This window comes from Acerihabitans sp. (genome assembly GCF_036398755.1).
GTDB lineage: Bacteria > Pseudomonadota > Gammaproteobacteria > Enterobacterales > Enterobacteriaceae > Acerihabitans.
Window position 1 is genome coordinate 1 of record NZ_DASWOM010000053.1, and the last position, 20,618, is coordinate 20,618.

Genomic DNA, 20,618 nt, shown 5'->3' on the forward strand with positions numbered 1-20,618 from the left:
GACATGCCCTGACGTAAAAGAACTGCGATCTCCACTCGTAACTCCAATGTCAGCATGGGCAGCTTCTTAAAGCTGCCATTGTTACCCCAGGTGGGTCAGATTTACATTGGTAGGTGGGTCATAATTACATCGGTAGCGACATTTAATGGATGAACAGTTACCCGTCCGCATCCGTACCAGGAGACAAGGATGAAGTCTATTAACGTCGTCATTCACTGGCAGGGCAACGAGCGCCTGGTGGGCCAACTGGACGTGTACGCATCCAGGGGAACGGAACGTTATCAGTTCACCTATACCGCAGACTGGGCCAGGGACGGATTTGCCATTGATCCGGCCTTGGAGTTCATTCCCCGTATCCCGTATCCCGTATCCCGATAATAAACTGTGGGGGGCATTCCAGGATATTTCCCCCGGACAGATGGGGACGGTTGCTCCAGACCAGGGTGCAAAACCGCCATTTGCATTCTATAGGGAATCCTATCGACGTTAATGTATCACATAGCATACATTAATGAACATCACACCGTGATCAGCCCCTGAAAAAACCGGTCCGAGACATTACGTTAACGCCTAACGATGGCCTATCAGCCCCTCACTCATTGCTGAGCCTATTGGCAGCAACGACCTACTGTTATGCCGCCTCGAAAGTTAACACCCCATAAAGGACGCAAGAGCCATAATCGATAACAGGTTACGGATGCTAATCGTATAGTATTTTTATTTGAGCCTCATGAGTCACCCGAATATAAGCCGGTTCCACGGAGTAAACCAAAACACTACGCAACGGCCGCTGACGCTGCGTGCTGCAAATAACATCTGATGAGAAACCTAATGACGACCTTAAATGAAAGACTGGCCTGGCGCTATGCAACCAAGAAGTACGATGCGACGAAAACCGTCCCTGCGGAAAAGCTCGAACGTATTGTTGAAGCTGTGCGGCTGGCGCCGACTTCAAGCGGGCTGCAACCCTTTGAGCTGTTTGTCGTGAGCAATGCGGATGTTCGCGCAAAGATTCGGACCGTAGCGTGGGACCAGGCGCAAATTACCGATTGTTCGCACCTGCTGGTATTTGCCGCCTGGGACGACATCACTCCAGACCGCGTCAATATGATGTTTGACCTCACCAATGACGTCCGGGGTTTCAAAAACGAGGGTTGGGAAAATTATCGCCAGCAGTTGCTGGGTATCGTCGCCGCTCGGGGAAAGGAAGCTAACTATCAGGCCGCCGCGCGGCAAGCATACATCGGCCTGGGCGCTGCCTTGATTGCCGCGGCGTTCGAAGAGGTTGACGCGACGCCGATGGAAGGATTTGATCCGGCGGCGGTGGATGAGATCCTCGGTTTGAAATCGAAGAACCTGCGTAGCGTTGTTATTCTGCCGCTGGGTTATCGGGCGTCCGAAGGTGATTGGCTGGTGAACTTGAAAAAAGTCCGGCGCAGCCGCGATAGCTTCGTCACGGAAATAAAATGAACCGGACATTCCTGAATTTTTGGGCATTGAAGTTCGTCTGCTGTCAGCTCGTGTATAGGCTTTCTCGCTGTGTAATACTGTCGGCGAACATGTATTTGTGCAAGGCGATGACAATAAGACGTTACGTGTACGCCTTATTGAAGTTTTCCTGACAGTCTAATTATTTGCAGGAAAACCAACCCGTCCGCGCCGGCAACGGCGCGGAACCAAACTCAGTTCGCTACCGCAATGCGCTTCATGTCTTTCATATAGCCGCGCAGGGTGGCTCCGATAACCTCAATGGGATGCTGACGGATAGCCTCGTTCACATCACGCAGCTGCGCGTTGTCGACTTCAGCGGCGGCGGCCGGCTTGCCCAGATCCCCCGGCTGCAGGCCGGACATGAATGTCTCTTTCAGCAGTGGAATGGCGGCGTTGGCGAACAGATAGTTGCCGTATTCGGCGGTGTCGGAAATCACCACGTTCATCTCATACAGGCGCTTGCGGGCCACGGTATTGGCGATCAGCGGCAGCTCATGCAGGGATTCGTAATAGGCCGATTCAGCGATAATCCCTGAACGGGTCATGGTTTCGAAAGCCAGCTCGACGCCGGCTTTCGCCATGGCGATCATCAGCACGCCATTATCGAAGTATTCCTGTTCGCTGATTTTGCCTTCATATACCGGGGCGTTTTCAAACGCCGTGGCGCCGGTTTCTTCACGCCAGGTCAGCAGTTTGATGTCGTCATTGGCCCAGTCGGCCATCATGCCGCTGGAGAACGCGCCGCTGATGATGTCGTCCATGTGCTTTTCAAACAGCGGCTTCATCAGGGTTTTCAACTGTTCGGACAACGCAAAGGCACGCAGTTTGGCGCTGTTGGACAGGCGATCCAGCATCAGGGTGATGCCGCCCTGCTTCAAGGCTTCGGTGGTGGTTTCCCAACCGAATTGCACCAGCTTGCCGGCATAAGCGGGATCGGCGCCGTCGGCCACCAGCTTGTCGTAGCACAGCAGTGAACCCACCTGCAGCATGCCGCACAGGATGGTCTGTTCGCCCATCAGGTCCGATTTCACTTCGGCGACAAACGAGGACTCCAGCACCCCGGCGCGATGACCGCCGGTGGCGGCGGCCCAGGCTTTGGCCAAGGCCATGCCTTCGCCCTGGGGATCGTTTTCCGGATGGACGGCAATCAGGGTCGGCACGCCGAAACCGCGTTTGTATTCTTCACGCACTTCGGTGCCCGGACATTTCGGCGCCACCATGATGACGGTGATATCTTTACGGATCTGTTCGCCCACTTCGACGATATTGAAGCCATGGGAATAGCCCAGCGCCGCGCCTTTTTTCATCAGCGGCTGCACCGCTTTCACCACATAGGAGTGCTGTTTGTCCGGCGTCAGGTTCACCACCAGATCCGCCTGGGGAATCAGCTCTTCATAGGTTCCCACTTTAAAGCCGTTTTCCGTGGCTTTACGCCATGAGGGACGTTTCTCGTCGATGGCGGCCTGGCGCAGGGCATAGGAGATATCCAGACCGGAATCACGCATATTCAGGCCTTGATTAAGCCCCTGTGCGCCGCAGCCGACAATCACCACTTTCTTGCCTTTCAGATAACCCGCTTCATCCGCGAATTCATCCCGGCCCATAAAGCGGCATTTACCCAACTGCTCCAGTTGCTGGCGCAGGTTTAAGCTATTGAAATAATTGGCCATCTTGCTACTCCGTATCTATGACATCTATAGGGTATGAGTTCCCGGCAACGGCCCGCCGAATTCAGTTGGCGTTTTCCAACCGGGTGTAGTGATCATGGGCCCGGCGGGAGCGTTGTGCGGGATCGATATGGTGCCCACTATAAAGCATGCATCACGTTGCTGAAATTGATATATTAACAATCTCATGTTGCAGATTGTGCAATGATATCAAGGCGACTCCTTTATGGATCTCAGGGATCTGAAATTATTCCTTCATTTGGCGGAAAGTCGCCATTTCGGCCGCACCGCCAAAGCGACCCATGTTAGTCCGTCCACGCTGTCCCGGCAGATTCAGCGGCTGGAGGAGGACGTAGGCCGCACCCTGTTTTTACGCGATAATCGTACCGTGCAGCTTACCGATGCCGGCGAGCAATTGAAAATCTTCGCCCAGCAAACGCTGCTGCAATATCAACAGTTATCACACCGCCTGGGCCAGCACGGCCCGTCTCTGAGCGGGGAATTACGCCTGTTTTGCTCTGTGACCGCCGCATACAGCCATCTACCGCCAATTCTCGATCGTTTCCGCGCCGAGCATCCGCTGGTAGAGATCAAACTCACCACCGGCGACCCCGCCGATGCGGTGGAAAAAGTACAGTCCAACGATGCGGATCTAGGCATCGCCGGCCATCCGGAGATCCTGCCCGCCAGCATCGATTTCGCTCCCATCGGCCAGATTCCGATGATCCTTATCGCCCCTGCGCTGCCCTGTCCGGTGCGAGCCCAGGCGCTGGCGGAGACCCCTGATTGGTCCAGCACGCCGTTTATTTTACCGGAACACGGTCCGGCGCGCCGCCGCATCGATCACTGGTTTCGCAGCAACCATATCTCAACCCCGCAGATTTATGCCACCGTGGCCGGTCACGAAGCCATTGTTTCCATGGTGGCGCTGGGCTGCGGCATCGCATTGATTCCATCAGTGGTGGTGGACAATAGCCCTGAGCCGGTGCGCAACCGCGTGCAAATTATCGAACACGGCACACCGGTGGCGCCGCTGGAGCTGGGAGTCTGCGTACAAATCAAAAGATTACAGGAACCGCTTATCGATGCGTTCTGGCAGCGCCTGGAACGGTCATTTATATAGAAGGTTTAAGTCACGTTATAAATGTAAACGTATTATCTTCTGCGTTTATAACGGAGACACTTAATGATAAATTTCTGCCCAAACTTATCTTCTGGAACAGTGATCCTATACTATTCCGATTTTGTAGATTTACCCTATATCCTATGGGAAAACTGGAAAAACAGTGCGATACCGGGAATGGGGGAAGAAAGGTCCATCGCGTTACAACGTATGATTGAATGCGAGCGTTATAATAGTAATGAGCTAGACCTCAGCGGCCTTGGTTTGACCAGCCTCCCGCCTGTACTGCCCAAAGCAATCACAGTATTGGATATCCACAATAATCAACTCAGCGAAATAACCCCAGCTTTGGCGCCTACCCTTATTAAGCTTAACGCCAGTAATAATCAGCTTACATTTCTTCCGGATATGAAGTTTCAATTTGAATTACAATCACTCGATGTCAGCTATAATCATCTTGAAGTCCTGACGGGTGATTTACCCCCGGCGCTGAAAATGCTTAATGTCAGCAACAACCTACTGGAAGAAATACCGATACTGCCTTTATTTCTTATCGAATTTTATGCGCACAATAACAATTTGATCCTTTTCCATGGTGAATTGACGCCTACTTTGCGAATTTTGGATCTAAGAGAAAATCCTAGACTGACTCGACTGCCGACAGAACTGCAACAGGGGTTACATAAATTGTTTGTCAGTGGATCTCGCCCTGAATTTAAATCTTACGGGTCACCGTTAGACTTGAAGGAATTTTATGCAGACGACTCTCTGCTGATGTCTATTTTTAGTTCCCGCCGAGATTAAAACCACAGTATTGAAAGAAGGTTGAATCACTCACTCAACTTACGTCTGCTACCTTCGGGCCTGCCGCGCAGGCCCATATCATAGGTCAAAGAAATTGATTCTATTTCTCACGAACCCTGCAGAAAAAACCGAAACGCCGGGTTTTGGCTTTCGTTATGACATTCGTAACCCAGCGCCGACAAGTGCTTGTCAAATTCCGGCTCCCGATCGGACAGTTCAAACCCCGCCATGACCCGGCCGTAATCGGTGCCGTGACTGCGATAGTGAAACAGGGAAATATTCCAGTGGGTGCCGAGGGTTTGCAGGAATTTCAACAGCGCCCCGGGCGATTCCGGGAACTCAAAGCTGTAGAGGCGCTCGCGCAATGGCTTGGAGGGACGGCCCCCTACCATATAGCGCACGTGCAGTTTGGCCATTTCGTCATCGGACAGATCCACCACCTGATAACCGCCGGCGGTAAGTTCGGCCAGGATTTCGTCCCGTTCCGCATGGCCTCGGGTCAGGCGGATACCGACAAAAATACAGGCATTATCCGCATCGGCATAACGGTAGTTGAATTCGGTCACCGCCCTGCCGCCCAAGAGCTGGCAGAACTTCAGGAAGCTGCCCTTTTGTTCCGGAATGGTGACCGCCATCAGGGCTTCCCGTTGCTCTCCCAGTTCGCAGCGCTCCGAGACATACCGCAGCCCGTGAAAATTCACATTGGCGCCTGACAGGATATGCGCCAGCCGCTCGCCGCGGATATTATGCTGCTGGATATACTTCTTCATACCCGCCAGCGCCAGCGCCCCCGCCGGTTCCGCGATGGCGCGGACATCCTCGAAAATATCTTTTACCGCCGCGCAGATGGCATCGCTGTCAACCGTCACCACATCGTCAAGATATGCACGGCATAAACGGAAGGTCTCGTCGCCGATACGCCGTACCGCCACCCCTTCGGCGAAGCCGCCCACCCGGGGCAAATCCACCGGTTCGCCGGCATCCAGCGCCGCCTTAAGGCAGGCGGACTCCTCCGCCTCGACGCCGATGACCTGGATTTGCGGCATCAGGTGCTTAATCAGCACCGCGACGCCGGCGGCCAGACCCCCGCCGCCCACCGGCACAAAAATGCGATCCAGATGGGCATCCTGTTGCAACAGCTCCATGGCCAGCGTGCCCTGCCCGGCGATCACCGCCGGATGGTCGAACGGCGGCACAAAGGTATAATTGAATTCCCGGGAGAGTTCGATGGCTTTAGCTTTGGCTTCGTCAAAATTGGCGCCGTAGAGCAGGGCCTCGCCGCCGAAGCTGCGCACCGCGTCCACTTTGATGTCCGCCGTCGCCACCGGCATGACGATCAGGGACTTGATGCCCAATTTGGTGGCCGATAGCGCCACCCCCTGGGCATGGTTGCCCGCCGAGGCGGTCACCACCCCGTGGGCTTTCTGCTCTTCGGTCAGGCCGGATATCATGGCGTAGGCGCCGCGCAGCTTAAAGCTGTGCACCGGCTGCCGGTCTTCCCGTTTGACCAACACGTTATTGCCAAGACGCGCCGACAGCTTGTCCATGTGCTGCAGCGGCGTGACCTGAGCCACTTCATATACCGGCGAGCGCAGCGTGGCGCGAAGATACTCCGCGGCGCACGGCGCGGCGGGAAGCGGTTGTGAGTCTGCCATGGCTTAGCCTCCCAGCTTGCTTTTATCGCGCACCGCGCCTTTATCGGCGCTTGTGGCGAGCAGGGCATAGGCTCGCAGGGCAAACGACACCTGACGCTCGCGGCCATGGGGGTGCCAGGCGGCATCGCCGCGCGCCAGCTCGGATTCGCGCCGGGCAGCCAGCTCGCTGTCCGCCACGTCCAGGGCGATACTGCGCTCATGGATATTGATGGCGATGATATCACCGTCGTTTACCAGGCCAATCAGCCCGCCGCTGGCGGCTTCAGGTGAAACATGGCCGATGGACAGCCCGGAGGTGCCGCCGGAAAACCGGCCGTCGGTAATCAGCGCGCACTGTTTGCCCAGGCCCATGGATTTCAGATAGGTGGTGGGATACAGCATTTCCTGCATGCCCGGCCCGCCTTTGGGTCCTTCGTAACGGATGACCACCACGTCGCCGGCCACCACTTTACCGCCCAGGATGGCCTCGGAAGCCGCTTCCTGGCTTTCATACACTTTAGCCGGGCCGCTGAAGATCAGGCTGCCCTTATCCACGCCGGCGGTTTTGACGATACAGCCGTCTACGGCGATATTGCCGTACAGCGTCGCCAGCCCGCCGTCCTGGCTATAGGCGAACTCACGCGAGCGAATACAGCCGTCCTGGCGATCGGTATCCAGGGACGGCCAGCGGCAATCCTGGGAGAAAGCCTTGGTGGTGCGGATGCCGGCCGGTCCGGCGGAATACATGCTTCTCACTTCCGCGTCTTCGGTCAGCATCACGTCATATTGCTGCAAGGTTTCCGGCAGTTTCATCCCGAGGATATTGCCCACCTCGCGGTTCAGCAGGCCGGCGCGATCCAATTCGCCCAGGATGCCCCAGACGCCGCCGGCGCGGTGGACGTCTTCCATATGGTATTTCTGCGTGCTCGGCGCCACTTTGCACAAATGCGGCACCCGGCGCGATAACCGGTCGATATCGGCCATGGTGAAATCCACTTCTCCTTCCTGCGCCGCCGCCAGCAGATGCAGAACGGTATTGGTGGAGCCGCCCATGGCGATATCCAGCGTCATGGCGTTTTCAAACGACGCCTTACAGGCAATGCTGCGCGGCAGCGCGCTCTCATCATCCTGTTCATAATAACGCTTGGTCAGCTCGACGATGCGCTTGCCGGCGTTAAGGAACAGCTGGCGCCTGTCGGCATGGGTCGCCAGCAGCGAGCCGTTGCCCGGCTGGGACAGGCCCAGGGCCTCGGTCAGGCAGTTCATGGAGTTGGCGGTAAACATACCGGAACAGGAGCCGCAGGTGGGACAGGCGGAACGTTCTATCTGTTCGCTGTCGGCATCGGAGACGTTGGGATTGGCGCCCTGGATCATGGCGTCGATCAAATCGAGCTTGATGATCTGATCGGACAGCTTGGTCTTGCCGGCCTCCATCGGACCGCCGGAGACAAAGATCACCGGGATATTCAGGCGCAGCGACGCCATCAGCATCCCCGGGGTGATTTTATCGCAGTTGGAGATACAGACCATGGCGTCGGCGCAGTGGGCGTTGACCATATACTCCACCGAGTCGGCAATCAGCTCGCGCGACGGCAGGGAGTACAGCATGCCGCCGTGTCCCATGGCGATACCGTCGTCCACCGCGATGGTATTGAATTCTTTCGCCACGCCGCCGGAGGCTTCAATCTGCTCGGCAACCAGTTTACCCAAGTCGCGCAGGTGCACATGCCCCGGCACAAATTGGGTAAAGGAGTTGACCACGGCGATAATCGGCTTGTCGAAATCATCATCGGTCATGCCGGTGGCGCGCCATAGGGCACGGGCGCCGGCCATGTTGCGGCCGTGGGTGGTGGTAGCGGAACGATACTTTGGCATGCTCAATACTCCAGTTAATCTTTTGGCGGGCGGTTGACCCGCCTGCTGTTAAAAACCACTTATTTTAATTATTGACCGGGTCCAGCCAGCCCCATTTATCTTCGGTCTCGCCGGTGAACAGGCCAAAAAACGCCTGCTGCAGCTGCTTGGTCACCGGACCGCAGCGGCCGATGCCCACCTGGATGCCGTCAACGCTGCGCACCGGGGTGATTTCCGCCGCGGTGCCGGACATAAACACTTCGTCGGCAAGGTACAACGATTCACGCGACAATACCTGTTCGCGCACTTCCAGACCACGATCTTTCGCCAGCTTGATAATGGCGTCGCGGGTAATTCCGGGCAGGGCGGACGAGGTGAACGGCGGCGTAAACAGGATGCCTTCCTTCACTTCAAACAGGTTTTCGCCCGCGCCTTCGGAAACATAGCCGTGAACATCCAGCGCGATGCCTTCCTGATAGCCGTGGCGGCGGGCTTCGCTGCCCACCAGCATGGAGGAGAGATAGTTGCCGCCGGCCTTGGCCGCGGTCGGGATGGTATTGGCCGCCACGCGGTTCCATGACGAGACCATGGCGTCGATGCCCTGATCCAGCGCATCCTCGCCCAGGTAGGCGCCCCAGGGGAACGCGGCGATAATCACATCGGTGGTATAACCGGCCGGCGGGTTAACGCCCATGCCCACGTCGCCGACAAACACCAGCGGACGGATATAGGCGCTGACCAGTTTATTCTTGCGCAGCACCGCGCGGCAGGCGTCCATCAGGTCATCGACGCTGTGGCTTACCGGCATACGGTAAATTTTTGCCGAATCGTGCAGGCGTTGCATATGTTCACGATGGCGGAATACCACCGGGCCTTTATGCGAGTCGTAGCAACGGACACCTTCGAAGACTGACGATCCATAATGCAGCGCATGGGACATGACATGAACCTTGGCCTCCCCCCATGGAACCATCTCGCCGTTGAACCAAATAAAATCAGCTTTCTTCGTCGTCATTTTCTTTTCCTTACTCGTGCCTTAGGCGCGTATTTGTTGTGATGTCAATTGCAGGATCTCGACACAGGCGACATCCATTAGTTTACTTAATTGTGAAGACAGTAAATCGACCGGGCGAAGGCTTGCAACAGTCATTTGAATATTTATACATTCGGGGTTGGCCTGCGGGATCATATTTAACGCGCAAACCCGGAATCCGCGGTGGCGCACCACGCGCAGGACGCGCTCGAGGATTTCCGGGCGGGAACGCGCCTCAATGGAAAGCTGATGTTGCATCATGATAATTTCTCCAGCATGGTTTCATTGCCGGCGCCGGGCGGCACCAGTGGCCAGACATTTTCGTTCTCGTCGATGGAGACATGCAGCAGGTAGGGGCCCTGGTGGGTAAACATGGCCTCAAGGGCGGCATCAATCTGGTCTTTACGGGTAATTCGCTGGCCGGGGATATCAAACGCGCTGGCCAGGATGAGAAAATCGGGGTTATCTGTCAGGGTGGTTTCACTGTAACGTCCGTCAAAAAACAATTGCTGCCACTGTCGGACCATACCTAATCGCTGATTGTCCATCAAGACGATTTTCAGCGGCAGCCGTTTTCGCTTGATGGTGGTCAGCTCCTGAACATTCATCATAAATGAACCGTCGCCGGAAACACAGACCACGGTATCATTCGGACGCGCCACCTGGGCGCCAACCGCCGCCGGCACGCCGAAACCCATGGTGCCCAGGCCGCTGGAGGTGATGAAGTTTTCCGGGCGGCTAAAGCTCATATGCTGGGCGGCCCACATCTGATGCTGGCCAACGTCGGTGGTGACCACGGTATTGTCCGGCGCGCGCCCGGACAGCGCTTTCAACAGCGCCGGCGCATAAATAGCCTCGCCCGGATGATCATAGCGCCAGCGGTATTCCACCTTCAGCGCCTGGGTTTCACGCCGCCAGTCGTCAAGGGACAATTCCTGCGCCAGGGCGGGAAACAGCCGGTTCAAATCGCCTTGCAACGCTACGTGGGGCTGGCGCAATTTACCCAGCTCCGCCGGATCGATATCCAAATGGATCACCTTGGCATGGGGCGCAAAGGTATTCAACTTACCGGTGACCCGGTCGTCAAAGCGCGCGCCGACCGCCATCAGCAGATCGCAGGACTGCACCGCCAGATTGGCCGCCTGGTTGCCGTGCATGCCCAGCATGCCCAGATAACAGGGGTCATCCCGGTCCGGCGCGCCCAGGCCTTTCAGGGTCGCCACGCTCGGTATGCCGGTGCGCTGGATGAAATCCCGCAGCGCCGGCACCGCGCGCGCCATGCCGACGCCGCCGCCGATATATAACATCGGTTTGCGCGCCAGGCGCAGCAGATCGCGGGCCGCCGCCACGTCACCCTGGATAACCCCGCTCTGGTCATCCATGGCGACCAGGTGCGGACTCAGTTCGCCGCAAGCCAGCTGGATATCCTTGGGGATATCGATTAATACCGGACCCGGCCGCCCGGTGGTGGCGATGGCGAAAGCTTCCGCCATAATGGCCGGCAGTTCGTCCAGGCTTTCCACCAGGAAGCTGTGCTTGGTACAGGCCAGGGACAGCCCGAGAACGTCGATTTCCTGGAACGCGTCGGTGCCGATAAGCGCCGAGCCGACCTGGCCGGTGATGGCCACCAGCGGCACGGAATCCAGCAGGGCGTCCGCCAGACCGGTGATCAGATTGGTGGCTCCGGGTCCGGAGGTGGCGATGCAGACGCCGACTTTACCGGTGGCTCGTGCGTAGCCAATCGCCGCCATGGCCGCGCCCTGTTCATGCCGGCATAGGAGATGTTCCACCCCGCCGTCATAGAGCGCATCGTATACCGGCATGATGGCGCCGCCGGGATAGCCGAAAACCATATCCACACCCTGTGCGCGCAACGCCGACACTACCCACTGAGCACCGTTCATAGTTAGTTCCCCGCCTGTCTGCGCTGAGAACAGGATTTTATGCTGTTAATCATTTTCTGTTCCTTATCGTAGTGCGTCTTGTTTGCCATAAAAATCTGCCAAAAAAAAACCCCCGTCCTTTCGGTGCGGGGGTCTTCTTGAGATTTAAGCTTGTTTAATAAGCTTTTCTTCGTCCAAGTGCAGCCCCGCACGGTGGGATAATAATCACCACCACGCTAATCACGACTAGGCTTATCACTTGGGCAAACGCTTTCATAAATAGGGTTTCATTACTTCTGGTCGAATGAATGCCTACAGAGTTATCACAGTAAATGGGGTTATGACAATCTTTTTTATCACTTTTGCAGAGGGCGGCGGCGCGGTAAAAGTGTAAATAGACTAATTTTCAATAATTTGATGTGTCATGAATTTTTTTCATTTTTCGCGCGTTTCCCGGCGCCATGCGGCGTTGCGGGCGCGGAATCAACTCTGGGCCGCCGCCGCGCGGTGGGTGTGAATAATGGCGAATCCTGGGAAATTTTTACGATGCGTGCCGCAGGCCGGCAATGTGCTCCTGGGCTGAATGCGTAAAGCGGGCATGATAGGGACCGTTACCGTCACAAGGGGTTCGTTATCCAGGACCGGGATGGAGGGTGGGCATGTCCCTTGCGTTAATTTATACCCGTGCGTCAATCGGCGTCCAGGCGCCGTTGATATCGGTGGAAGCCCATATCAGCAAAGGTCTGCCCGGCTTTACCCTGGTGGGGTTGCCGGACGCCACCACCAAGGGCGCGCGCGATCGGGTGCGCAGCGCGCTGCTGAACAACGGCTTCGATTTTCCCGCCAGGCGGATAACCGTCAGCCTGGCGCCGGCCGATTTGCCAAAGCAGGGCGGACGCTATGATTTACCTATCGCGCTGGCGATCCTGGCCGCGTCGGGGCAAATTGCCGGGGGCCAGCTCGCGGATCATGAATTTCTCGGCGAACTGGCGCTGTCCGGCGAACTGCGGCCGGTGCAGGGCGCCATTCCGGCGGCGCTGGCCGCACAGCGGGCGGAGCGGCGTCTGATCCTCTCCCGCCATAATCGCGGCGAGGCGGCCCTGATACCGGATAGCCGCGTGCTGGTTGCCGGACATTTACGCGAGGTGTGCGACTTTTTGCAGGGCGCCGCCGAGCTGGGAACCGTGCCCGGGCAGGACGTGCCGCCGCCGGCGCATGACGATGCCGATCTCAGCGATATTAACGGCCAGCAGCAGGCCAAGCGCGCGCTGGAGATAGCCGCCGCAGGCGGGCATAACCTGCTGCTTATCGGCCCGCCGGGCACCGGCAAAACCATGCTGGCCAGCCGGCTGCCCGGATTGATGCCGCCGTTAAGCGATACGGAAGCCGTGGAGACCGCCGCGCTGTTAAGCCTGATGAATGTGGAGGCCGCGCGACTGCATTGGCGACAAAGGCCATTTCGCGCCCCGCATCACAGCGCCTCAATGGCGGCGCTGGTCGGCGGCGGATCCCACCCCCGCCCCGGCGAGATCTCCCTCGCCCATAACGGCGTGTTGTTTCTCGATGAGCTGCCGGAGTTTCAGCGCCGGGTGCTGGACGCGCTGCGCGAACCGCTGGAGGCGGGTGAAATCGTTATCTCCCGCGCCCAGGCCAAGGTACAATACCCGGCGCGTTTCCAATTGGTGGGCGCCATGAACCCCAGCCCGTCCGGCGACCACCAGGGCATTCATAGCCGCAGCGGCCTCGCCCAGACACTGCGTTACCTTAACCGGTTGTCCGGCCCCTTCCTGGATCGTTTTGACCTGTCCATCGAGGTGCCGCTGTTGCCGCCGGGCATGCTGCGGCGACAACATGCGGGGGGCGAGACCAGCGCCACGGTGCGCGCCAGGGTGCAGGCGGCGCGGGATATCCAGCTGCGGCGCGGCCAAAAAATCAATGCCCACCTCAATAACCAGGAAGTGGCGTTATATTGCCGTCTTGCCGAAGAGGATGCGGTATTCCTGGAAGAGGTCATGGAAAAACTGGAACTGTCGGTACGCGCATGGCACCGTACGCTCAAGGTTGCCCGTACGCTGGCGGATTTGGCGGGTGCGCCGGAAATACAGCGCGATCATCTGGCGGAGGCCGTAAGCTATCGCAGTATCGATCGCCTGCTGCAACAGCTTTGGCGGAACAGGGAATAACACGGGGTCACAGCCCCATGCCGGTATTAATCTTCGCTGTCGGTATAGTCTTCCACCACGTCCATCTGCGGTTTGCCGCCGGATAAGGTGTGGAAGCGTTTGGGACGACGAATGTGCTCGATATATTTGAACCACACTTTTTCGTGTTCGGTGGAAGGTTCGCGCTGGCCCTGGCATACCGCAACAAATTGTTTCTCTTCATCGGTAACCGGCTCGCGCTTGCCGCTGTCCAGATCGTTGTAGGCATGCCCATAACGCTCCAGCAGCTGTGCCTCCCGAATAGTGAAATGACCATGCCGGGAAAACCCGCGCGGGTAGTTTTTGTTATCAAAATAACGATTGGTACTAGAAAAGCTGTCCGCCATCTTAAGCGCTCCCCATCCTTTCATAAGCCGTACTGTTTATGGCGCGGAGTATTAGATAGGCTTGACTTTCTGTAAAACAAAACATTTAAATCGTTACGATAAAAATTTTTGGAGATGGGCGTGGACACGGAATTACTGAAAACCTTTTTGGAAGTGAGCAGGACGCGCCACTTTGGTCGCGCCGCGGAAGCGCTTTATCTGACGCAGTCGGCGGTAAGCTTTCGCATCCGCCAATTGGAAACACAGCTGGGGGTCAGTTTGTTTACCCGGCACCGTAATAATATCCGCCTGACGCCGGCGGGAGAGAGCCTGCTGCCCTATGCGGAAAGCCTGATGTCCACCTGGCAACTGGCCAAAAAAGAGGTGGCCCGCTCGCCTCAGTATAGCCTGTTGTCGATTGGCGCCACCGCCTCGCTGTGGGAGGCCTGGCTGGGCCAATGGCTGCAGTTGTTATATCAGCAGCGGCCCACCCTGCAGATAGAGGCCCGCATTGCGCTGCGGCACGCGCTGGTAAACCAGCTGCACGAGCGTCAGCTGGATTTGCTGATAAGCACCGAAGCGCCAAAAATGGAGGAGCTGACCTGCCAGCTGCTGGGGAATTTTTCGCTATCGCTGTTCGCCGCCTCGGCGCCGCCCGAGACCGGGGAAAGGCCTTATATCCGGCTGGAATGGGGAGCCGATTTCCATACCCACGAAAGCCGGCTGCTGGTGAATAATCCGCTGCCGGTCATGAGCACCACCTCGGCCCTGTTGGCCCGCAGCCTGCTGCCCGCCACCGGGGCGTGCGTATTTTTACCGAGCCTCTGGGCCGAGTTATATCCCGAACTGACCGTCATCGCCGACATGCCGCCCCTGGTCAGGCCGCTGTATGCCGTATGGCTGCAAAACAGCGATCAGCGCACCCAGATTCGGCAGCTCTTGAAAACACCGGTGATTTAAGCCTGTGAGGCCCGTCACGTCACTGGCGGGCATCAGGACGAGCCATCCCCCGGGTAGCCGGCCGCGGGGGCATTATGAGCCTCCTGCTGGCTTTGCGCGGGGATACCGGTGCGGGGGATACTGGTGACCTTGGCATTTTGCTTATTTTCCCACAGCGAGTTCAGCAGCCGCTGCAGGGTGATAAACGCAAACAGCAGGATGCCTATGACGATTTTGGTCCACCAGGAGCTCAGGGTACCGTCAAAGTTGATATAGGTCTGGATAAGTCCCTGGATCATCACGCCGAACAAGGTTCCGAACACCGTGCCGATGCCGCCGCTCAAAAGCGTGCCGCCGATCACCACCGAGGCGATGGCGTCGAGTTCCACGCCCATGCCGGCCAGCGCGTAGCCGGCCGAGGTGTAAATTGAAAACACAATGCCCGCCAGGGTCGCCAGCCCGGTGGAAAGCATATAGATTCGAATCTGGGTGCTGCGGGTCGACACCCCCATCAGGTTGGCGGCGGTCGCATTGCCGCCGATGGCGTACACCTGGTTGCCGAACTGCGTGTAGCGCGCCAGCAATATCCCGAACACCATGACCAGCAGCATCAGCACGCCCATGGCGCTGAGGCGTCCGCCGCCGGGCATCTGCCAGGCGAGGCCCGAGAGGGTTTCATAAATCGGATGATCGATGGGCAGGGATTCTTCCGATACCAGGTAACTGGCGCCGCGCAGGAAAAACATGCCGGCCAGGGTAATGATAAACGCCGGGATCTTCAGCGTATCGATAAGCCAGCCCATAAAGGCGCCGAATCCGCAGCCCATGATCAACACCAGCGGAAACGCCAGCAATGGCGACATATGATAATCACCGATAACACGCGCCAGGAACACGCCGGTAAACGCGATAACCGATCCCACGGAAAGATCGATGCCGCCGGAGATAATCACAAAGGTCATGCCGACGGCGATAATACCCAGAAAAGCGTTATCGGTCAGGATATTGCAAATCACCCGGGTAGAGGCAAAGCCCGGAAACCGGCTCAGGCAAAACAGATAACCGAGAATAAATACCGCGATGGTGATGACCAGGGGGAGGTTACGTTTAAGCATGGCGTCGGCTCCTGCGAATAAAGGCGATAAAGCTCGGGGACTGCATGACCAGCACGCACAGCACCACCACGGCTTTCACCACCTGGTTAAGCTCCGGCTGAAAGCCGGACAGCAATATGCCGGTATTCATTCCCTGGATAATCAGCGCTCCCAGGATCGACAGCAACAGGTTAAAACGCCCGCCCATCAGCGAAGCCCCGCCGATCACCACCGCCAGGATGGCGTCCAGCTCCAGCCACAGTCCGGCGTTGTTGGCATCGGCGCCCCGGATGTCGGCGGTGACAATCAATCCGGCGACGGCGGCGCATAATCCGCTCAGAATGTACGTGGACATCACGATAACCCTTGTCTTCACCCCGGCGTTCTTGGCCGCGCGGATATTGATGCCCACCGCCTCGATAAACAATCCCAGGGCGGTTTTACGCGTCAGCAGCCAGACCAGTACCAGCGTGATCAGGGTAATAAACACCGGTACCGGGAAATAGAACAGGGAACCGCTGCCGATCCAGGACAACGACGGATTGTTGAATGTGATGATCTGTCCTTCGGTCACCAGTTGCGCCACGCCGCGTCCGGCCACCATCAGGATAAGCGTCGCCACGAAGGGCTGTATTTTCAGCAGCGCCACCAGGACGCCGTTCCATAAGCCCGAGAGCACGCCCACGCCCAGGGTGGCCAGGATGATAACCGGCAGGCTGTAACCCTGTACGGTTAACGTCGCGGTCACCGCGCCGGCAATGGCCATGACGGCGCCCACCGACAGGTCGATGCCGCCGGTGGCGATAACCAGCGTCATGCCGATCGACAGCAGGGCCACCGGCGCACAGCGATTCAAGATATCGATAAGACTGCCAAACAACCGTCCGTCCTGGATATGGATTGAGAAAAAATTATTGGCGACGATACTGTCAACCACTAATACCACCACCAACGCGGCCAGCTGCGGCATCCCCGCCGGCCAGCGTTTGGCGATAACGACTTTAGTTTCGGATGACGTTGAACCAGACATACAGTCACGCTCCTTAGGCGGCAATGGCGTTCATAATGGCGCTAACCGATAACTTATCGAGGGGAATGTCCGCGATATGTTGCCGATCGCGCAGAATAACGACCCGGTCGGCATAGCCCACCAGTTCCTCGAGTTCTGATGAGATAACCAACAGGGCCAGTCCATCCGCGCACAAGGATTCAATTAAACGGATGATCTCCGCATGGGCGCCCACGTCGATACCCCGGGTAGGCTCATCCAGGATCAGGAACTGCGGCTTGGTCAGCAGCCAGCGCGACAGCAATACCTTTTGCTGGTTGCCGCCGGACAGGAACTCGATCGGTTGCTCGGCGCTGGGGGTGCGGATATCCAATTGGCGGATAAAACGCTCGGCGATATTATTTTGTTCCTTGCGTGAAATGGGCCGCAGCCATCCGCGCTGCACCTGCAGGGCCAGGATGATATTTTCCCGCACCGAGGCGGCGGCGATAATACCGTCCGTTTTACGGTCTTCCGGACAGAAGCCCAGCCCCAGCTTGCCGGCCTGGTTTGGCGAGCGGATCGTCCGCTGGGTGCCTTTGATCCAGGCGGTACCGGAATCCGCCGGGCGAATGCCGAAAATGACTTCGGCGGTTTCGGTGCGCCCGGAGCCCAGCAAACCGGCAAGGCCCACGATTTCGCCCGGCCTGACTTCCAGGTCAAAGGGGGCGATCGTGCCTTTCTTGCCGTAGCCGGCAAAGGCCGCGACGGGCTTTTCGCTATGCAGAGTACGGCCGGCGCGTTGCAAGGCATGCTCGCCCAGTTCACGGCCCAGCATCATTTTGATAAGTTCAATATGGGGGAGATCGCGGGTATCACGGGTGCCGACAAATTCACCGTTGCGCAAAACGGTAATGCGATCGGTAATTTTATAGACCTGATCGAGAAAGTGGGTGACGAAGATAAGGCTGATGCCCCGGTCGCGCAGCTGGCGCATAATGGTAAACAGCATCTCGACCTCGTTGGCATCCAGACTGGCGGTCGGTTCATCAAGGATCAACACCTTAGCCGACAAATCCACCGCGCGGCAAATAGCCACGATCTGCTGCATCGCCACGGAAAAATGGCCCAACGGTTCCGTCACATCCAGCGCAAAACCATATCCGGCCAGTAATATCGCCGCCCGGCGATTAACCTCTTTACGATCGATAAAACCAAACCGGCGCGGTTCGCGCCCGATAAACAAATTATCCGCCACCGACAGATTCGGCAGCAGATTGACTTCCTGGTAAACGGTGCCGATGCCCAGCTCTTGGGCGTGAGCGGTATTCCTTGGATGGATATCTTGCCCATCCAGGTTTACCGTACCGCCATCACGTTGGTAAACGCCCGTTAATGCCTTGATAAGGGTAGATTTCCCGGCGCCATTCTCGCCCAGCAATCCCATGATTTCGCCGCGATTGAGGGTTAACGACACATTGTTCAACGCTTTTACGCCGGGAAAGGTTTTGCTCAGGCCGGTAATGCTGAGTAATACATCATCATGGCTCGCGATAATACTCACGGTAAGTGCTCCTTAAGACGTAGCCGGATAAACAATCTGCCAGTACCGTTACCCAACCGACCGCGGGCGTCGGGACTGAAGGTTAACGGACATCTTTGGGGTAAAGGACATTGATTCTCTTCATCAGTTGCAGATGCGCCGGGAGTGCATGTCAACAACAGGCTGGAGATGCGCCCTGGCGGTTGGAGTCTTGATGCCTAAACCCCAACCCAAGGGCTGCATGTACTGCGTATTTATCTACCGTGACTCAGTAACCCATGCCGTTTTTCTTATCCAGCTGTGCTTGGGCATCGGCCGGTAAAAACAGTCTGCTTTCGGTCTTGATAATCTTGGTGGGCTTGGTGCCGTCTTGTTTATATTTCGCCAGGGCGTCAAACGCCGGTCCGGCCATATTCGGCGTTAACTCGACATTGGCGTTGGCTTCACCCGCCAGCATGGCTTTATAGATATCCGGAACGCCGTCGATGGAGCCGGTAAGAATGTCTTTACCCGGTTTCAGGCCGGCTTCTTTAATGGCCTGGATGGCGCCGATCGCCATATCATCGTTATGGGCAAATACCATGCAGATGTTCTTGCCGTTATTCTCGGCCTTGATGAAGCTTTCCATGACTTCTTTACCTTTGCTGCGGGTAAAGTCGCCGGACTGGGAACGAATGATCTTGATGTTATGCGACTTGGCAATAGCGTCGGCGAAGCCTTTTTTACGGTCGATGGCGACGCTTGCGCCTACGGTGCCCTGCAGTTCCACTACATTACAGGGTTTGTCGCCGACCGTCTTGACCAGCCAGTCGCCAATCAATTGGCCTTCCAGCACATTATCGGCGGTAACCACCGTTAAATAGAGGGAATCATCTTTGACTTTAATGGCCCGGTCGAGCAGAAATACCGGGATCTTGGCGCTTTTGGCTTCCTGCAGCACCGGCTCCCAGCCGGTTTGCACTACCGGCGCGATAAAAATGGCGTCAACCCCTTGGGCAATAAATGAACGAACGGCTTTGATCTGGTTTTCTTGTTTTTGCTGTCCGTCGGCAATTTTTAAGGTAATGCCGCGCTTCTGGGCTTCGGTTTTCGCCACCGACGTCTCCGCCGCGCGCCAGCCAGACTCAGAACCCACTTGCGAAAACCCGACGGTCAACGACTCGGCAAAAGCCACGGAAGACATGGCGACAGAAATGGCGGACACTAAAAGTAAACGCTTCCACATAGTCATCATCCTCTTATAATCATAAATTGTGCTGGTATCATTAGTTCGATAGCAATAATAAAACTAAACAAAAAAACGCTTTTTTATATCGGACCACATCACACTTTTGATAAATAAGAGCCGGGATTCGCAACAACTTCTTTATTTAAATCTGTAGCTTATGGATATATTTTTGTCCAGCGCAATAATGAATGAGACCATAATTGCTTTAATAATAAGTAATTACCTTAAATCCTATTTTTATACTTTACCCGTAACACAGGCTGGACTATGCATAAATCTGCTGGCATTCTCACATTATCCAATTTATGAAATATGCGTATTTGTTACCGGCAAACAAGGCAAGTTATCGGCTATGTCTTTTTAAACTGTAAACACCATGGTCAAATCAATTATTTTATATGGATAATTCTGCCTATATTTACCGCCAAGGTTTCCGATCATTCACGCCGGATTATTTCCCACCGCATGTATTTGGCCAACGAAAGTCCGTTTTTGCAATGAATTTCATTGCATTACCGCTTATGAAAAACATCCCCGAAATATAATCCACGGCTGCGGTGTTGAGTGAAATAGAACATACCATGCGCGTTTACACGCACATTGGTCCCATCATCGGGGAATAACTGCACTGCGTTTACAGTGCTAAAGGCCAAAAAAAACCCCTCGCATAAGCGAAGGGCTTTTTTTTTATCTGGCAGGGGCGGAGAGACTCGAACTCCCAACACCCGGTTTTGGAGACCGGTGCTCTACCAATTGAACTACGCCCCTAAATAGGGTGGCGGTGCGGACGGGACTCGAACCCGCGACCCC

17 protein-coding genes, 1 tRNA gene and 1 pseudogene are annotated in these 20,618 nt (G+C 56.5%); 6 read left to right on the forward strand and 13 right to left on the reverse strand.

Going from position 1 to position 20,618, the window contains the following annotated elements; genetic code table 11:
* Positions 1-189: 189 nt before the first annotated feature.
* A complete protein-coding gene (locus VGC33_RS09125) occupies positions 190-378 on the forward strand; it encodes a hypothetical protein (RefSeq protein ID WP_331120438.1) in 189 nt (62 codons plus the stop codon).
* Between the two features lie 453 nt (positions 379-831).
* Positions 832-1,470 (forward strand): nitroreductase family protein, encoded by a 639-nt coding sequence (locus VGC33_RS09130; RefSeq protein ID WP_203524391.1) that lies wholly within the window; start codon positions 832-834, stop codon positions 1,468-1,470.
* A 212-nt stretch (positions 1,471-1,682) separates the two neighbouring features.
* Here the strand turns inward: VGC33_RS09130 and ilvC are convergent, their stop codons facing one another.
* A complete protein-coding gene (gene ilvC, locus VGC33_RS09135) occupies positions 1,683-3,161 on the reverse strand; it encodes a ketol-acid reductoisomerase (protein ID WP_203524392.1) in 1,479 nt (492 codons plus the stop codon).
* A 223-nt stretch (positions 3,162-3,384) separates the two neighbouring features.
* Between ilvC and ilvY the strand changes: the two genes are divergently transcribed.
* Both ilvY and VGC33_RS09145 read left to right on the forward strand, forming a co-directional pair.
* Positions 3,385-4,281 carry an HTH-type transcriptional activator IlvY gene (ilvY, locus tag VGC33_RS09140; protein WP_203524393.1) on the forward strand — a complete coding sequence of 299 codons (897 nt, stop codon included), beginning with the start codon at positions 3,385-3,387 and terminating at the stop codon, positions 4,279-4,281.
* Between the two features lie 63 nt (positions 4,282-4,344).
* A complete protein-coding gene (locus VGC33_RS09145) occupies positions 4,345-5,085 on the forward strand; it encodes a leucine-rich repeat domain-containing protein (protein WP_203524394.1) in 741 nt (246 codons plus the stop codon).
* A gap of 107 nt (positions 5,086-5,192) precedes the next feature.
* Here VGC33_RS09145 and ilvA read toward each other — a convergent pair whose 3' ends face one another.
* From ilvA to ilvL, 6 genes are all read right to left on the reverse strand, one after another.
* Positions 5,193-6,740, reverse strand: a complete 1,548-nt coding sequence (ilvA, locus tag VGC33_RS09150) for a threonine ammonia-lyase, biosynthetic (RefSeq protein ID WP_203524395.1) — start codon at positions 6,738-6,740, stop codon at positions 5,193-5,195.
* Positions 6,741-6,743: 3 nt separating this feature from the next.
* The gene (gene ilvD, locus VGC33_RS09155) at positions 6,744-8,594 is read right to left on the reverse strand and encodes a dihydroxy-acid dehydratase (protein WP_331120439.1); all 1,851 of its coding nucleotides are present in this window, start codon (positions 8,592-8,594) and stop codon (positions 6,744-6,746) included.
* 64 nt (positions 8,595-8,658) lie between these two features.
* Complete coding sequence (ilvE, locus tag VGC33_RS09160; protein WP_331120440.1) at positions 8,659-9,588, reverse strand: branched-chain-amino-acid transaminase; 930 nt, start codon at positions 9,586-9,588, stop codon at positions 8,659-8,661.
* A 21-nt stretch (positions 9,589-9,609) separates the two neighbouring features.
* On the reverse strand, positions 9,610-9,867 hold the full coding sequence (gene ilvM / locus VGC33_RS09165) for an acetolactate synthase 2 small subunit (protein ID WP_331120441.1): 258 nt from the start codon (positions 9,865-9,867) through the stop codon (positions 9,610-9,612).
* Positions 9,864-11,510: an acetolactate synthase 2 catalytic subunit gene (ilvG, locus tag VGC33_RS09170; RefSeq protein WP_331120442.1), complete on the reverse strand. Its 1,647-nt coding sequence runs from the start codon at positions 11,508-11,510 to the stop codon at positions 9,864-9,866. Before ilvG ends, ilvM begins: the two co-directional genes overlap by 4 nt.
* Positions 11,511-11,664: 154 nt before the next feature.
* The gene (gene ilvL, locus VGC33_RS09175) at positions 11,665-11,766 is read right to left on the reverse strand and encodes an ilv operon leader peptide (RefSeq protein WP_331120443.1); all 102 of its coding nucleotides are present in this window, start codon (positions 11,764-11,766) and stop codon (positions 11,665-11,667) included.
* 382 nt (positions 11,767-12,148) lie between these two features.
* Here ilvL and VGC33_RS09180 point away from each other — a divergent pair, with 382 nt between their 5' ends.
* The gene (locus VGC33_RS09180; RefSeq protein WP_331120444.1) at positions 12,149-13,672 is read left to right on the forward strand and encodes a YifB family Mg chelatase-like AAA ATPase; all 1,524 of its coding nucleotides are present in this window, start codon (positions 12,149-12,151) and stop codon (positions 13,670-13,672) included.
* Between the two features lie 26 nt (positions 13,673-13,698).
* On the opposite strand, the gene maoP is transcribed toward VGC33_RS09180, so the two are convergent.
* Positions 13,699-14,037 (reverse strand): MaoP family protein, encoded by a 339-nt coding sequence (gene maoP, locus VGC33_RS09185; RefSeq protein WP_331120445.1) that lies wholly within the window; start codon positions 14,035-14,037, stop codon positions 13,699-13,701.
* A gap of 120 nt (positions 14,038-14,157) precedes the next feature.
* Between maoP and hdfR the strand changes: the two genes are divergently transcribed.
* Positions 14,158-14,976, forward strand: coding sequence for an HTH-type transcriptional regulator HdfR (gene hdfR, locus VGC33_RS09190; protein ID WP_331120446.1), 819 nt, complete (start codon positions 14,158-14,160; stop codon positions 14,974-14,976).
* A gap of 116 nt (positions 14,977-15,092) precedes the next feature.
* Here hdfR and yjfF read toward each other — a convergent pair.
* From yjfF to VGC33_RS09215, 5 genes and pseudogenes are all read right to left on the reverse strand, one after another.
* Positions 15,093-16,070, reverse strand: a pseudogene (gene yjfF, locus VGC33_RS09195) (galactofuranose ABC transporter, permease protein YjfF); the annotation flags it as partial.
* The gene (ytfT, locus tag VGC33_RS09200; RefSeq protein ID WP_331120447.1) at positions 16,063-17,079 is read right to left on the reverse strand and encodes a galactofuranose ABC transporter, ATP-binding protein YtfT; all 1,017 of its coding nucleotides are present in this window, start codon (positions 17,077-17,079) and stop codon (positions 16,063-16,065) included. The pseudogene yjfF and the gene ytfT, both read right to left, overlap by 8 nt.
* A 13-nt stretch (positions 17,080-17,092) precedes the next feature.
* Positions 17,093-18,595 (reverse strand): galactofuranose ABC transporter, ATP-binding protein YtfR, encoded by a 1,503-nt coding sequence (ytfR, locus tag VGC33_RS09205; RefSeq protein ID WP_331120449.1) that lies wholly within the window; start codon positions 18,593-18,595, stop codon positions 17,093-17,095.
* Positions 18,596-18,848: 253 nt separating this feature from the next.
* Complete coding sequence (gene ytfQ / locus VGC33_RS09210; RefSeq protein WP_331120448.1) at positions 18,849-19,805, reverse strand: galactofuranose ABC transporter, galactofuranose-binding protein YtfQ; 957 nt, start codon at positions 19,803-19,805, stop codon at positions 18,849-18,851.
* Positions 19,806-20,500: 695 nt separating this feature from the next.
* A tRNA-Trp gene (locus VGC33_RS09215) sits at positions 20,501-20,576 on the reverse strand.
* Positions 20,577-20,618: the final 42 nt, after the last annotated feature.